A 14,216-nucleotide genomic window follows, 5' to 3' on the forward strand; every position below is an offset into this window, starting at 1 on the left:
CGCGAGAGCAGTCGCGACACGTGCATCTGCGAGATGCCCAGCTCTTCACCGATCTCCGACTGCGTCATGTTGGCGACGAAGCGCAGCGAGAGGATCTTCCGGTCGCGCGCCGGGAGTTCGGCGATCAGCGGCTTGAGCGACTCGACGTACTCGACGCCTTCGAGGTCGTGGTCCTCGTAGCCGATGCGGTCGGCCAGCGCGCCCTCGGAGTCGTCCTCCTCGGGCTGGGAGTCCAGTGAGCTCGCGGTGTACGCGTTGCTCGCCGCCATGCCCTCGACGATCTCTTCCTTCGACAGGTCGAGACGCTCGGCGAGTTCGGCCACTGTGGGGGCGCGGTCGAGCTGCTGCGAGAGTTCGTCACCCGCCTTGGCAAGGTCGAGACGGAGTTCCTGGAGGCGGCGCGGTACGCGTACCGACCACGAGGTGTCGCGGAAGAATCGCTTGATCTCGCCCACGATGGTCGGCATCGCGAACGTCGGGAACTCGACGCCCCGGCTGAGCTCGAAGCGGTCGATCGCCTTGATCAGGCCGATGGTGCCGACCTGGATGATGTCTTCCATCGGTTCGCTGCGGGAGCGGAAGCGCGATGCCGCGAACTTCACCAGGGCGATGTTCAGCTCGACCAGTGTGTTGCGTACGTATGAGTATTCGCGTGTTCCCTCTTCGAGGGAGTCGAGACGCGCGAACAGCGTCTTCGACAGGGCCCTGGCGTCCAGCGGGCCTACTTCGTCGAACGGCACGCTCGGCAGGATCTCCGCGAGGTCCTCGGGGCCGCTCTCGATCGGGTGGGGCATGGGGGTCTGGTGTGACCGCGTTGCCGACGCATCACTGCGGGATTCGTCGAGCCGGGGTGACATGGGTCTCCTCCATCGTTCTCGGCATAGGGCAGCCGGTGCCTTTTCTGTGGTCCGTGAGTGGTGCGGCGCCTCCAAAGCCGTTCGGTGCGATTGGTGTCTCTACTACCCCTACCCGCTTTGCTCAGACACTTGCAAGTGCCAAATGTCCGTATTGGGCTGGCTTGTTGGGGTTGATCGGGTACCGATCGGCGTACGGAAGGCGTAGAGTTCTTCGCACGTCAGCACCAGTTACTACACGGCGAAGAGGACGGACATGGACCGGGGCACGGTCGGCAGCGCGAACCGGGGCCGGCTTCAGGTCGAGAGCCGGACCGAAGGCCTGAGCGAGATCGTGACGCCGGCGGGTGAGCTTGATTACCACACGGCGGATCTGCTCAGCGAACCACTTGCGGCGGCGCTCGACGCCGGCCGCACACGGCTCGTGGTCGATTGCTCACAGCTTGAATTCTGTGATTCAACCGGCCTCAACGTGCTGCTCGGAGCCCGTCTGCGGGCCGAGGCGGGCGGGGGCGGGGTCCACCTTGCCGGGATGCTTCCGGTGGTGGCCAGGGTGTTCGAGATCACTGGAGCCGAGGCGGTTTTCACCATCCACGACTCCCTCGCCGACGCACTCGACGAGTGAAATGAGTGTTGTCACCATTCGGCGGGGCAGGAGCCCCCGAAATGACCCGTGAATCGGTGAGGTGAATCGCTGATGAGCACCACCCGGCAGCATCCGCCGGGCGACCTCGGCCCCGAGCCGGGCGGCGCCGGTGTCGGTGCGGCTTCCGCCGTGCGCACACTGTCGCTGGAGAACGCGAGCGGCGTCGTGCCGCTCGCGCGCGACTTCACCCGTCAGGCGCTGCATGACTGGGGATGGCTGCCCGCTGCCACCGCCGACCGCCGCGCCGCCGCTGAGGACGTACTCCTGGTCGTCTCCGAGTTGGTCACCAATGCCTGCCTCCATGCGGAGGGCCCCGAGGAGCTGCAGGTCTTCTGCGGCCGGAAGGTGCTCCGCCTTGAGGTCACGGACCGCGGTACGGGCCAGCCCGCACCGCGTACCCCGCACCGGTCGGGGCGTCCGGGTGGCCATGGCATGTTCATCGTGGAGCGGCTCTGCCTGGACTGGGGTGTTGTCAGGACACCCGGTCAGCCGGGCAAGACGGTGTGGGCGGAGCTCGCCGCACCCGTGTGACCGCACGAGTATCCGCACATATTTGAAGGTATGGAGAGCGCACCGATCCGGTGCGCTCTTTGTCTTCCCCTCCCAAGGTCTCCGGCGTACCTTGAGCGCCCAATCTGATGTGTCGTCAGTAACTTATGAGGGGAACTCGAGGTGTCGTACCAGAAGCGGACAGCAATGTCGCTGGCAGCTGCGGTCGCGGGCTCGGTGGTGCTGATGGCCGCCCCGGCGGCCCACGCCGACGTCGTGGACGTCAACTACCAGTGCAAGACGCCGATCGGGAACAAGGCCGCGGTGTCGCCCATCGATATCAAGGGCGTGAAGAGCGGCAGCAGTTACAAGCTCACCATGTCCTTCCAGAAAGGCGTCTCCTCCAGCCCCGTCGAGCTCGGCAAGGGCGCGATGAAGCCGAGCGCGGTGCTGAAGCTGGGCGGCGCGGAAAGCGGCACGGTCGAGGTGTCGGGCCCGACGAACTCGGCGGCGATACCCGCCAACTCCCCCATAAAAATAAGCGACTTGTCCGGCACGTACACGCCCAAGAGCAGCGGCAAGGTCACTCTCACCGCCTCGACCCTGACCATCAAGGCGCTCGGTACGACCACGACCTGTAACCCCTCCAACAGCCCGAAGCCGTCCCTGGAACTGACCGTCACGGGATCGGGCGAGACCTCCACCAGCTCATCCGGCGGCGGTTCGCTCCCCAAGACCGGTCCACTGGACTCCGTGGTGGCCCTCGGCACGCTCGGCGGGACGGTCCTGCTGGCGGGCACGGCGGGCGTGCTCTGGCTGACGCGCCGCAACCAGCGGGTCTGACCAGGGAGTTGTCGCTGTGCGTCGTGCCGTGCTCCTGGCGTTGTCCCTCCTGTTCACCCTCGCCGTCACCCCTGCCGTCACCCCTGCTTTCGCCTCCGAACCCCAGTGGACGCTGACTCCCGCCTCCGGCGGCGGGACCAGGCCCAGCAGTGACGGCAGGCCGTACTTCTATCTGGAGGGCGCGCCCGGGACCGTACTGCAGGACACGCTGTCCCTGACGAACCCGGGTGCGAAACCGGTGACGGTACGACTGCGGGGCGCCCAGGGGTACAACACGGCGGCGGGCTCCTTCGCGGTGCGCCCTTTGGCCGACAGCTGGATCACCCCGCTGGTCACCTCGGCGAAGGTCCCGCCGCACACCCGGGCGGACATCCCCTTCAGCATCACGGTCCCGGCCGGGGCGGAGCCTGGCGACCACCCGGCGGCGGTCGTGGCGTCGGCGGGCGGTCGTGAGGTGGGTGTACGGATCCAACTGCGGGTCAGCGGTCCGACGTTGTCGGCGCTGACCGTGGAGGACATCTCGGTGGACAAGTCGGCCGGTCTGATCCGCTACACCCTGGTGAACCGGGGCAACACCACGCTCACCCCGCGTCTGGCGGTCCGGGCGGAGGGCGTGTTCGGCCGCGTACTGAACCGCCCGGCCCGCAACCTCCCGCTGGAACTCCTCCCGGCGCAGCGGGTGGCGCTCACGGAGAAGTGGCCGGACAAGCCGCTGCTGGACTCGGTGGACGTACACCTGACGGCCACGGCGGAGGGCGCGCCCCCGGCCGGCGGCGACGCTTCGGCGACGTTCGTCCCGTGGGGCCTGCTTGCGGGGGCGGGGCTGCTGGTGGCCGGGGCGGCGGCGGGCGCGCACCGGCTCGTACGACGCAGGGGCGGTCCGGACGGAACAGGCGTCATGGAACGGGAATTGGCAGAGACGGGAGCATCAACGTGAGCGGCACCATTCGGCCCACGCCAGGCACAATCAAGGGCTCGCTGCGCGCAGCCGCCGTAACCCTGGCCCTGTTCACCGCGCTGGCAAGCGCCCTGCTGCCCACCGCGACGGCGTCCGCCGCCGACAAGCCCACCGTCACCCTCTCCGCCCCCCAGGCCGGCAAGGGCGGCAACATCACCGTCACCGGCAAGGGCTGGCGCCCCAACGCCCTTCTCATGATGCTGATCTGCGGCCAGTCCGAGCCCAGCAGGGGCGTGATCGGCGGCACCAACTCCTGTGCCAACTCCGACGGCCGAGCCGTCACCACCGACGCCAAGGGCGCCTTCTCCAAGAAGATGCCGGTCTCCGAGCCCCCGAAGCCGTGCCCCTGCGTGGTGCACGTGGCGACGGTCACCGGACAGGCGGCCGCCGAGGACACCGTGTTCAAGGTCGCCGGTCATCCCACCGCCCCGCTCCCCGACCCCGCCGGCGGCGGCAGGCTGGGCGTCCTGGCAGCCACCCGCCTGGACGGCTCCAGCGGAGTCCTGACCTGGTTCGGCGCCCCGCCGACCCGCCGGCTGGTCTTCACGGTCGGCAACCTCGGCTCGGCCCCGGTCAAGGATCCGGTCTTCCAACTCGGCGTCTCGCACGGCGTGTTCGCCCCCCAGTGGGAGGACCAGCAGTGGCACGGCACTATCGAGCCGGGTCAGAAGGCGGAGATCAAGCTGGACGTCCAGCTCGCCGCCGGTGCGCACGGCGACTACCAGGTCGCGATGAAGTACGGCTCCAAGGTGCTCATCGAGCAGCCGTGGGGGGTGGGCCGCCCCTGGGGCGTCACCTTCTTCTGGATCCTGCTCTGCCTGGTCGTGCCGGCGGCCGTCTTCCGTATCGGCATGGCCGTCATCGACCGGGTACGGCCACAGGGCGCGGGCCGCCACAGGACCGTACGACTTTCCGAACTGACCGTGAAAATGCCGCAGTTCCGCACTCCGAAGGAGCAGCGGCAGACACCCGCCGCCTCCTCGCCGGAGGCGACACGTACCACCACGGTTCTGCCGTGGTTCACCCCGGACACCGCACCGTCTGAGACCCATCCGACGACGAAGGGAAACACGTGATCAGCCAACGGAGGATGAGTGCGGCGGGAGTCGCGCTGATGCTCAGCGGCGCGGGGATGCTGCTGGCCGCCAGTCCCGCTCAGGCCGCTGAGGTCGCGTACAAGACCGAGTGCATACCGCCCTCGATCTCCGGTCTGCCGCCCGTGGAGGGCACGACCAAGGTGGAGATCACGGCACCGGCGACGGCGAAAGTCGGCGACGAGGTCGACGTGGTCTGGAAGACGACGCAAGCCGCTTCCAGCAACCCGGACGTCCTCGACCTGGAGAAGGACACGGTCCTGCCGACCGGCACGATCAAGGTGGCGGGGGGCCAGACGGCGGATCTCGCGGTCACGGGCACCCGCACGAACCCGGCGATCCCCAAGAAGAGCCCGATGGTGCTCTCCGACATGAAGGGCAAGCTGAAACTGACGAAGGCGGGCGACGTCACGCTCACCGCCGACAAGTACAACATCAACGTCTCCAAGCCGATCTCGACGGACACCAAGTGCTCCCCGAAGGAGACGGTGAAGTCGTCGGTCACGATCAAGGTGACGGCCGGCGGAGGCGGCACTACGGGCGGCACGACCGGCGGGACCACGGGCGGGACCACCGGAGGAACTACCGGCGGGACCACCGGGGGAACTACGGGCGGGACCACCGGCGGTACGACGGGCGGGACCACCGCCGGCTCGACCACCGGAGGCGGAAGCGGCGGCGCGACCGACTTCCCGGGCAAGACCATCACCACGGGCTTCGCCTGCACCTCACCGGGCCCCGCCAAGATCGACGGCACGGCGACCATCAACGCCAAGGCGAACGGCAGCAGTTACGACCTCACGGTGAAGACGGGCAAGGGCGTCATGAAGAGCCCCGCACCGCTTCCCGCGGGTGCTCTGAAGCCGTCCATGGTGGTCAAGATCGGTGGCGCGGACAGCGGCTCGGTCAAGGTCGTAGGTGCCGCCAACAAGACGGCGCTCGACACGGGTGACGAGGTCTCGCTCAACGACATGACGGGCACCTACAAGCCCGGAGCGGACGGCAAGGCCACGGTCAGCCCCGGCGATCTGACGATCGTCGTCAAGCTGAGCCCCTCGGCCGACCCGATCACGATCCCCTGCAAGGCGACGAAGACCGGCGTCTCCCTGACGCTCGACGTCAAGAAGCAGGCGGGCGGTGTCTCCGGCGCGACGTCGGCGGGCGCCAGCGGCGGCGGCACTGCCTCCGGCGGCCTCGCGGCGACCGGTGCCGATGACCACGGCGCCCTGAAGGCGCTGGGTCTGGTCGCCGGCACGGTGATCCTGCTGGGCGGCGCGGTGTTCACCTTCACACCGTGGCGGAGGCTGCGCGGGATGCGCTGATCCTCGTACGTACGGCAAAGAGCCCCGCACCGGAAACGGTGCGGGGCCCTCCGTCGTGCGGGGGTGAGGTCAGCGGACGTCGCCCATGAGGGACTGCACCTTGTTGCGGTACATGTAGACCGCGAGGGCGGCGACCACGGCGGACGCGGCCTCCAGGGCGACGACGCCCTGACCGTTGAGGTCGACACCGGCGATGGCGAGCAGGCCCGTCACGCTGTCACCGGCAGTGACGGCGAGGAAGAAGACACCCATCATCTGGGAGCCGTACTTCGCCGGCGCCATCTTCGTGGTGAGCGACAGCCCCACCGGGGAGAGGCACAGCTCCGCCACGGTGTGCATCAGGAAGATCAGCACCAGCCACCACATGGTGACCTTCGTGCCGTCGTCCGCCATGCCCATCGGGATGAGGAAGACGAAGAACGAGGCACCGATGCCGAGCAGGCCGAGGGAGAACTTCACGATCGTGCTGGGCTCGCGGTTCCTGCGGGCCAGCGCGATCCACAGGGCGGCGAAGACCGGCGCGAGCAGCATGATGAAGCCGGGGTTCAGCGACTGGAACAGGGTGTTCGGCATCTCCCAGCCGAAGATGGACCGCTCGGTGCTGGTGTCGCCGAAGAGCGACAGGGTGGACGCACCCTGGTCGTAGATCATCCAGAAGATGGCGGCGGCTACGAAGAAGTAGATGAACGCCGTCATCTTGGTCTGCTCTTCGCCGCTGAGGTCCTTGTCCCGCTTGATCTTGACCAGTACGGCGATCGGGATCAGCAGACCGGCGATGGTGATCGGGAGCAGCGCCCAGTTCAGCGTGAGGCGGTAGACGTCGGTGAAGGCCACGACGAGGTAGAACACCGCGATCACGGCGACGGCCGCGAGCACCTTGGTGATGATCCCGCGCTTCTCCGGGGCCGACAGCGGGTTCGGGACCCGGCTGCTCTCCTCGGCGAGGTGGCGGGAGCCGAACATGAACTGGATCGCGCCCAGCGCCATGCCGACCGCGGCCAGGCCGAAGCCCAGGTGCCAGTTGACCTTCTCGCCGAGGATGCCGATGAGGAAGGGCGCGGCGAAGGCGCCGAGGTTGATGCCCATGTAGAAGATCGTGAAGCCGCCGTCGCGACGGGGGTCCTTCGGGTCCTTGTAGAGCTGGCCGACCATCGTGGAGATGTTGGCCTTCAGCAGACCCGAGCCGACCGCGACCAGGATCAGACCGACGAAGAACATCGCCGAGCTCGGTATGGCCAGGCACAGGTGGCCGGCGACGATCACGACGCTCGCGATGCCCACGGTCTTGCGCGCGCCCCAGACACGGTCGCCGAACCAGCCGCCGGGCAGGGCCATGAGGTAGACCATGGCCACGTAGACCGAGTAGATGGCCGTGGCCGCCGCGGCGGTGTAGGCGAGTCCGCCGCCCTGGCTTCCGGTGGCCGCGTCCGCGCCGCCGGAGACGAGATAGAGCACCAGAAGTGCTCGCATGCCGTAGTAGGAGAATCGCTCCCACATCTCGGTCATGAAGAGAGTGGCCAGGCCGCGGGGGTGGCCGAAGAAGGTCGTATCGCCCGAGGGTGCCCCGGGAGTTTCCTTCGTCAGGCTGGTCGCCATGGGTCAATCCTTGCTTGCTAGGGACGCGCCGCCTGGTAGGCGGAAACGCGCCCTGTGGGGGGTGGCCGGCACCGGCATGTGTTCGTCCCCGCCTCACGCCCTGAGGGTTCAGCCGGAATGGGGTCCGACTGAGAGGGAAGACCACACCGGGATCCACGCTCCGCGTTCGGCATCGAATGCGGGGCCCGGCCGATAGGTCATTCACAGTGCAGTAGGACGGCAAGCCGTCCTCGTACAGAAAAAGGGACTCTTGGCGAGTTATAGCCGCCGAAAGTCCCCTGAGTAGTGCTATAGGCGTTGGGACACCATAAAAGTAGTCAAGCGGCATTTGGAAGGACTTGAGATATGGATCACAGGTCCCTACGGAACCAGTGACCCACATTCGAAGGCAAGTGACAGGATCTCATCCCTGACTCGCAGGGTCGGTCGATCACCTCCCGGCCCGGGCCCTGCGCGGACTACCATCACCCCCATGACCCGTGTACTGCTCGCCGAGGATGACGCATCCATCTCGGAGCCCCTGGCCCGCGCCCTGCGTCGGGAGGGTTACGAGGTGGAGGTGCGGGAAGACGGTCCCACCGCGCTCGACGCCGGCCTCCAGGGAGGCGTCGACCTGGTCGTCCTCGACCTGGGCCTTCCCGGAATGGACGGCCTGGAGGTGGCCCGCAGGCTGCGCGCCGAGGGGCACGCCGTGCCCATCCTGGTGCTCACCGCCCGCGCCGACGAGGTCGACACGGTGGTCGGCCTGGACGCCGGCGCCGACGACTACGTCACCAAGCCCTTCCGCCTGGCCGAACTGCTGGCGCGGGTACGCGCCCTGCTGCGGCGCGGTTCCACCGACCCGGCCCCCGCGCCCGCCACCCACGGGGTGCGGATCGACGTCGAGTCGCACCGCGCCTGGATGGGCGACGAGGAACTGCAGCTCACGGCGAAGGAGTTCGACCTGCTCCGGGTACTGGTGCGCGACGCGGGCCGCGTCGTCACCCGTGACCAGCTGATGCGCGAGGTCTGGGACACCACCTGGTGGTCCTCGACCAAGACGCTCGACATGCACATCTCCTGGCTGCGCAAGAAGCTCGGCGATGACGCCGCCAATCCGCGCTACATCGCCACGGTCCGGGGCGTCGGCTTCCGCTTCGAGAAGAGCTGACGTAGACCCACAGCCATGCGCCGCCGACTGATCAACTCCACGCTCGCCGTCGTCCTCGTCGTCATCGCGGTCTTCGGCGTATCGCTCGTCATCGTCGAGACGCGCACCATCAGCAGCAGCGCCCAGGAGAGCGTGGACTCCGAGGCACAGCGCCTCGCGTCCATCGTGGACAGCCGGATGGTCGGCCACGAGAAGGTCTCCACGGAGATACTGCAGGGCCAGATCGACGTCTCCACCCGGTACGCGGTCATCGAGATCCCCGACCGCGCCACCATCCGCATCGGCACCCGGCCCGAGGGCGGTGTCATCCGGGGCACCGCCCAGGGCGAGAGCGGCGAGAGGGTCACCGTCGAGGAGTCCCGCTCCTCCGTCACGCGCGAGGTCGGCAAGACCCTGCTGATCATCGGTGCGGTCGCGCTGCTCGCCATCGTGGCCGCGACGCTCCTCGCCGTACGGCAGGCGAACAAGCTCGTCGCCCCGCTGACCGACCTGGCAGAGACCGCCGAGCGCCTCGGCTCCGGCGATCCGCGTCCGCGCCACAAGCGGTACGCGGTCCCCGAGCTGGACCGGGTCGCCGATGTCCTCGACTCGTCGGCCGAGCGGATCGCCCGCATGCTGACCGCCGAGCGGCGGCTGGCGGCGGACGCCTCGCACCAGCTCCGTACGCCGCTCACGGCCCTCTCCATGCGGCTGGAGGAGATCACCCTCACCGACGATCTGGACACGGTGAAGGAGGAGGCGACGATCGCGCTGACGCAGGTCGAGCGGCTCACCGACGTCGTGGAGCGCCTTCTCACCAACTCCCGCGACCCGCGTACGGGCTCCGCCGTCACCTTCGACCTCGACGAGGTCGTCAAGCAGCAGCTGGAGGAGTGGCGGCCCGCCTACCGGAGCTCGGGGCGGGCGATCGTACGCTCGGGGAAGACCAGCCTGCGGGCCGTCGGGACGCCGGGCGCGGTCGCCCAGGTGATGGCCGCGCTGATCGAGAATTCACTGATGCACGGGGGAGGGACGGTCGCGGTACGGACCCGGGTGACCGGGAACCAGGCCGTGATCGAGGTCACGGACGAGGGTCCGGGCGTCCCGTCGGACCTCGGCGCGCGGATCTTCGAGCGGACGATCAGCGGCCGGAACTCCACCGGTATCGGCCTCGCCGTGGCCCGCGATCTGGCGGAGGCGGACGGCGGGCGCCTGGAGATGCTCCAGCAGAAGCCGCCGGTCTTCGCGCTCTTCCTGAGCCGGGACGGCAAGGGCGTACGCCCCCTGCAGGAACCCGCTCCCGAGCCCGAACCGACGATCAGGTAGGTCAGGTGGACCGGGCGGGCCGGGCGGAGTGGGCCTCGGCCTCGGCCTCGGGACCCTCCAGAAAGGATTCCGCAGTTTCTACGGCCTCGCGCGCAGGCAGCGCCTTGAAGACCCAGGTGCGGTACGACCAGAAGCGGAAGACCGTGCCGATGCCGAGCCCGATGACGTTCTTCGCGACGTTGTCCGCCAGCGTCGAGGTGAACCCGAAGCCGTAGTGCGAGAGCGCGAGGATGCCGTTCTCGATGACCAGTCCGATGCCGCTGAAGAGCAGGAAGAGCATCAGCTCGCGGCTGCGCTTGTTCTTCTCGGTGTGCCGGTAGGTCCAGTAGCGGTTGCCGACGTAGTTCGTGGCGATGGCGACGACCGTGGCGATCACGCCGGAGCGGACAACTGCCAGGTCAAACGCGTGCACGCAGATGTTGAAGACGATCGCGTTGACCACAAAACCGATAGCCCCCACCGCCCCGAACTTGGCGATCTCGCGGGCCAGCAGGTCCAGCCGCGTCCGCAGCGCGCCGCGTTCGCTCATGGTGGGGGCCCCGTCCAGATAGGCAGATGAATGCAGTCAGTCCTCCCATGCTAACCAGCGGCCGAGTCGGAAGGCCGTCCGGACGGCGGATACCCTGGAGTACGTGACGTTCCCGGTAGTCGGCATGGTCGGCGGCGGTCAGCTCGCCCGTATGACCCACGAGGCGGGCATCCCCCTCGGCATCAGATTCAAGCTCCTCAGTGACACCCCTCAGGACTCGGCGGCCCAGGTGGTGAGCGAAGTCGTCATCGGCGACTATCGCGACCTGGACACGCTGCGCGCTTTCGCGCGCGGCTGCGACGTGATCACTTTTGACCACGAGCACGTACCCACCGAGCACCTGCGGGCCCTGGAGGCGGACGGCGTTGTCGTCCGTCCGGGGCCCGATGCGCTGGTGCACGCCCACGACAAGGGGGTGATGCGCGCGAAACTCACCGAGATCGGCGCGCCCTGCCCCCGCCACCGGATCGTGAGCGATCCGGCGGACGCGGCGGCCTTCGCGGAGGAGGTGGGCGGCTTCCCGGTGATCCTCAAGACGGTCCGGGGAGGCTACGACGGCAAGGGCGTGTGGTTCGTCCGTACGCCGGCCGACGCCGAGGACCCCTTCCGGGCGGGCGTGCCCGTCCTCGCGGAGGAGAAGGTCGACTTCGTACGGGAGCTGGCGGCCGATGTCGTCCGCTCCCCGCACGGCCAGGCGGTCGCGTACCCCGTCGTCGAGTCCCAGCAGGTCGACGGCGTCTGCGACACGGTCATCGCCCCGGCGCCCGGCCTCGACGAGGCGCTCTCCGGCGAGGCCCAGCAGCTGGCGCTCCGTATCGCGAACGAACTCGGCGTCGTCGGTCACCTCGCGGTCGAGCTCTTCGAGACCCGCAGCGAGGACGGGACTCCCGGCATTCTCGTCAACGAGCTCGCCATGCGCCCGCACAACTCCGGCCACTGGACGCAGGACGGCGCGATCACCTCGCAGTTCGCCAACCACGTCCGCGCCGTCCTGGACCTCCCGCTGGGCGACCCGCGCCCGAGGGCCAAGTGGACGGTCATGTGCAATGTGCTGGGCGGCGACTACCCGGACATGTACCAGGCCTACCTGCACTGCATGGCCCGCGATCCACAGCTCAAGATCCACATGTACGGCAAGGACGTGAAGCCGGGCCGCAAGGTCGGGCACGTCAACACCTACGGCGACGATCTGGACGACGTGCTGGAGCGCGCCCGTCACGCAGCCGGCTACCTGCGAGGAACGATCACAGAATGACCTCTCCCCTTGTTGGCATCGTCATGGGCTCGGACTCCGACTGGTCCGTGATGGAGGCCGCGGCCCAGGCCCTGGACGAGTTCGAGATCCCGTACGAGGTCGACGTCGTCTCGGCGCACCGGATGCCGCGCGAGATGATCGCGTACGGCGACGAGGCGGCGGGACGCGGCCTCAAGGTGATCATCTCGGGTGCCGGGGGAGCGGCCGCCCTCCCGGGCATGCTGGCCTCCGTCACCCCGTTGCCGGTGATCGGCGTCCCCGTCCCGCTGAAGTACCTCGACGGCATGGACTCCCTCCTCTCCATCGTGCAGATGCCCGCGGGCGTCCCTGTCGCGACGGTCTCGGTCGGCGGCGCGCGCAACGCGGGTCTGCTCGCCGCGCGGATCCTCGCCGTCCAGGACCCCGAACTCATGGTGAAGATGGGGGAGTTCCTGCAGGAGCTGAACGACCAGGCGACGGAGAAGGGCCGGCGGCTGCGCGCGAAGGTCGAGGGCGCGGACTCCTTCGGATTCGGAAAGTAGGCCCGCGATGAGCCGACACCTGACGGCGGCCCTCGAACACCTCGCCACCCACCCGGTCGTCGACGGTCACAACGACCTCCCCTGGGCGCTGCGCAAGCTGGTCCGTTACGACCTGGACAAGCTCGACATCGCACGCGACCAGCAGGGTGCGCTGCACACCGACATCCACCGGCTGCGCAAGGGCGGGGTCGGGGCGCAGTTCTGGTCGGTGTACGTACAGACCGACCTGACCGGCGACGAGGCGGTCAGCGCCACGCTCGAACAGATCGACTGCGTCGGCCAGTTGGTCACCCGCTATCCGAGCGACCTGGTGCGCGCGTGGACGGCCGACGACATGGAGGCGGCCCGCGCGCAGGGCCGTATCGCGTCCCTCATGGGCGCCGAGGGCGGCCACTCGATCAACAACTCCCTCGCCACGCTCCGGGCGTTCCACGCGCTCGGCGTCCGCTACATGACGCTCACCCACAACGACAACACCGCGTGGGCGGACTCGGCGACGGACGTGGAGAAGGCGGGCGGCCTCACGCCCTTCGGCCATGAGGTGGTCAGGGAGATGAACCGCACCGGCATGCTGGTCGACCTCTCCCACGTGGCGGCGACCACGATGCGCGACGCGCTCGCCACCTCGGTGGCGCCGGTGATCTTCTCCCACTCCTCGTCACGCGCGATCTGCGACCACCCGCGCAACATCCCGGACGACGTCCTGGCCCTGCTCCCCGCCAACGGCGGTGTCGCGATGGCCACCTTCGTCCCGAAGTTCGTGCTCCCCGAGGCGGTGGCCTGGACGAACCGCGCGGACGACAACATGCGCGCCCACGGTCTGCACCACCTGGACACGACGCCCGACGCGATGAAGATCCACGCGGACTTCGAGGCGGCCAACCCCCGCCCGATGGCCACGGTCTCCACGATCGCCGACCACCTCGACCACATGCGCGAGGTCGCGGGCGTCGACCACATCGGCATCGGCGGCGACTACGACGGAACGGCCTTCACCCCGGCCGGACTCGAGGACGTCGCGGGCTACCCGAACCTGATCGCGGAGCTCATCGGCCGCGGCTGGTCCACGCCCGACCTGGCGAAGCTCACCTGGCAGAACGCGGTCCGCGCCCTGCGCGCGGCCGAGGACGTGGCCCGCGACCTCCAGTCGCAGCGCGGCCCGTCGAACGCGACGCTGGACCAACTGGACAGCTGAGTAGGGCAGTCGACGGGGGTACGGAACCGAGTTCCGTACCCCCGCAGCGATGTCAGCCGACGCACAGGCAGAACGGGTGCCCCGCAGGATCCCCGTACACCCGCCAGGTGCGCCCCTCCGGCCCCTTTTCGAGCAGTGTCGCGCCCAGGGCGAGCACTTCGGCCTCCGCCGCGTCCAGGTCCACGACGTCCAGGTCGAGGTGGAACTGCTGGGAGGCCTCCGCGGTGGGCCACTTCGGAGGCACGTGACCCGGGGCCTTCTGGAACGAGAGCGCCGTCCCCTCGTACCCCTCGATGTCGATCCATTGGTCGTCCGCGGCCTTGACTCTGCCGCCGAGCACTCCGATGTAGAAGTCGGCGAGTGCGCGCGGGTCGGGACAGTCCAGTACGACGGAGCCGAACTTGGCGACAGCCATGATTTTCTCCCCGGAGAGTGTTACCAGTACCTTCGATCAACCGG

At 68.6% G+C, this 14,216-nt stretch carries 15 protein-coding genes; 11 read left to right on the top strand and 4 right to left on the bottom strand.

The annotated features are described in order from the left end of the window. The coding region (locus J0695_RS00680) for an RNA polymerase sigma factor SigF (protein WP_206959001.1) at positions 1 to 857 on the bottom strand (857 nt) is incomplete at its 3' end. A gap of 253 nt (positions 858 to 1,110) precedes the next feature. Between J0695_RS00680 and J0695_RS00685 the strand changes: the two genes are divergently transcribed. From J0695_RS00685 to J0695_RS00710, 6 genes are all read left to right on the top strand, one after another. Continuing rightward, positions 1,111 to 1,479: an STAS domain-containing protein gene (locus J0695_RS00685; protein WP_206959003.1), complete on the top strand. Its 369-nt coding sequence runs from the start codon at positions 1,111 to 1,113 to the stop codon at positions 1,477 to 1,479. A 72-nt stretch (positions 1,480 to 1,551) separates the two neighbouring features. Beyond that, complete coding sequence (locus J0695_RS00690; protein ID WP_206959005.1) at positions 1,552 to 2,031, top strand: ATP-binding protein; 480 nt, start codon at positions 1,552 to 1,554, stop codon at positions 2,029 to 2,031. 141 nt (positions 2,032 to 2,172) lie between these two features. Continuing rightward, positions 2,173 to 2,832, top strand: coding sequence for a peptidase (locus tag J0695_RS00695; protein ID WP_206959007.1), 660 nt, complete (start codon positions 2,173 to 2,175; stop codon positions 2,830 to 2,832). Between the two features lie 16 nt (positions 2,833 to 2,848). Further along, positions 2,849 to 3,769 carry a COG1470 family protein gene (locus tag J0695_RS00700; RefSeq protein WP_206959009.1) on the top strand — a complete coding sequence of 307 codons (921 nt, stop codon included), beginning with the start codon at positions 2,849 to 2,851 and terminating at the stop codon, positions 3,767 to 3,769. After that, positions 3,766 to 4,866, top strand: coding sequence for a hypothetical protein (locus tag J0695_RS00705; RefSeq protein ID WP_372445675.1), 1,101 nt, complete (start codon positions 3,766 to 3,768; stop codon positions 4,864 to 4,866). Before J0695_RS00700 ends, J0695_RS00705 begins: the two co-directional genes overlap by 4 nt. Positions 4,867 to 4,880: 14 nt before the next feature. Beyond that, entirely contained in the window at positions 4,881 to 6,206 is a 1,326-nt protein-coding gene (locus J0695_RS00710; protein ID WP_206959011.1) for a hypothetical protein, read from the top strand. A gap of 69 nt (positions 6,207 to 6,275) precedes the next feature. On the opposite strand, the gene J0695_RS00715 is transcribed toward J0695_RS00710, so the two are convergent. Next, positions 6,276 to 7,802 (bottom strand): peptide MFS transporter, encoded by a 1,527-nt coding sequence (locus J0695_RS00715; protein ID WP_206959013.1) that lies wholly within the window; start codon positions 7,800 to 7,802, stop codon positions 6,276 to 6,278. Between the two features lie 472 nt (positions 7,803 to 8,274). Between J0695_RS00715 and J0695_RS00720 the strand changes: the two genes are divergently transcribed. Together J0695_RS00720 and J0695_RS00725 are read left to right on the top strand one after the other, a co-directional pair. After that, entirely contained in the window at positions 8,275 to 8,952 is a 678-nt protein-coding gene (locus tag J0695_RS00720; RefSeq protein ID WP_206959015.1) for a response regulator transcription factor, read from the top strand. Between the two features lie 15 nt (positions 8,953 to 8,967). Continuing rightward, a complete protein-coding gene (locus J0695_RS00725) occupies positions 8,968 to 10,257 on the top strand; it encodes a sensor histidine kinase (RefSeq protein WP_206959017.1) in 1,290 nt (429 codons plus the stop codon). Between the two features lies 1 nt (position 10,258). On the opposite strand, the gene J0695_RS00730 is transcribed toward J0695_RS00725, so the two are convergent. Then, a complete protein-coding gene (locus J0695_RS00730; protein WP_206959019.1) occupies positions 10,259 to 10,786 on the bottom strand; it encodes a GtrA family protein in 528 nt (175 codons plus the stop codon). Positions 10,787 to 10,889: 103 nt separating this feature from the next. On the opposite strand from J0695_RS00730, the gene J0695_RS00735 reads away from it, so the two are divergent. The 3 genes from J0695_RS00735 to J0695_RS00745 are packed head-to-tail and all read left to right on the top strand — an operon-like array spanning position 10,890 to position 13,757. Further along, a complete protein-coding gene (locus J0695_RS00735) occupies positions 10,890 to 12,041 on the top strand; it encodes a 5-(carboxyamino)imidazole ribonucleotide synthase (RefSeq protein ID WP_372445676.1) in 1,152 nt (383 codons plus the stop codon). Beyond that, positions 12,038 to 12,562 carry a 5-(carboxyamino)imidazole ribonucleotide mutase gene (gene purE / locus J0695_RS00740; protein ID WP_206959021.1) on the top strand — a complete coding sequence of 175 codons (525 nt, stop codon included), beginning with the start codon at positions 12,038 to 12,040 and terminating at the stop codon, positions 12,560 to 12,562. The genes J0695_RS00735 and purE overlap by 4 nt, the downstream gene beginning before the upstream one ends. 7 nt (positions 12,563 to 12,569) lie before the next feature. After that, on the top strand, positions 12,570 to 13,757 hold the full coding sequence (locus J0695_RS00745) for a dipeptidase (RefSeq protein ID WP_206959022.1): 1,188 nt from the start codon (positions 12,570 to 12,572) through the stop codon (positions 13,755 to 13,757). A 52-nt stretch (positions 13,758 to 13,809) separates the two neighbouring features. Here the strand turns inward: J0695_RS00745 and J0695_RS00750 are convergent, their stop codons facing one another. Beyond that, positions 13,810 to 14,172, bottom strand: a complete 363-nt coding sequence (locus J0695_RS00750) for a VOC family protein (protein WP_206959024.1) — start codon at positions 14,170 to 14,172, stop codon at positions 13,810 to 13,812. Positions 14,173 to 14,216: the final 44 nt, after the last annotated feature.

The sequence above is a fragment of the Streptomyces beijiangensis genome, from assembly GCF_017315755.1.
Lineage (GTDB): Bacteria > Actinomycetota > Actinomycetes > Streptomycetales > Streptomycetaceae > Streptomyces > Streptomyces beijiangensis.

Coding starts and splice junctions, on each gene's coding strand:
- purE (WP_206959021.1), top strand. CDS start 12,038: ATGACCTCTCCCCTTGTTGGCATCGTCATGGGCTCGGACTCCGACTGG.
- J0695_RS00730 (WP_206959019.1), bottom strand. CDS start 10,786: ATGAGCGAACGCGGCGCGCTGCGGACGCGGCTGGACCTGCTGGCCCGC.
- J0695_RS00750 (WP_206959024.1), bottom strand. CDS start 14,172: ATGGCTGTCGCCAAGTTCGGCTCCGTCGTACTGGACTGTCCCGACCCG.
- J0695_RS00725 (WP_206959017.1), top strand. CDS start 8,968: ATGCGCCGCCGACTGATCAACTCCACGCTCGCCGTCGTCCTCGTCGTC.
- J0695_RS00690 (WP_206959005.1), top strand. CDS start 1,552: ATGAGCACCACCCGGCAGCATCCGCCGGGCGACCTCGGCCCCGAGCCG.
- J0695_RS00685 (WP_206959003.1), top strand. CDS start 1,111: ATGGACCGGGGCACGGTCGGCAGCGCGAACCGGGGCCGGCTTCAGGTC.
- J0695_RS00745 (WP_206959022.1), top strand. CDS start 12,570: ATGAGCCGACACCTGACGGCGGCCCTCGAACACCTCGCCACCCACCCG.
- J0695_RS00715 (WP_206959013.1), bottom strand. CDS start 7,802: ATGGCGACCAGCCTGACGAAGGAAACTCCCGGGGCACCCTCGGGCGAT.
- J0695_RS00720 (WP_206959015.1), top strand. CDS start 8,275: ATGACCCGTGTACTGCTCGCCGAGGATGACGCATCCATCTCGGAGCCC.
- J0695_RS00710 (WP_206959011.1), top strand. CDS start 4,881: ATGAGTGCGGCGGGAGTCGCGCTGATGCTCAGCGGCGCGGGGATGCTG.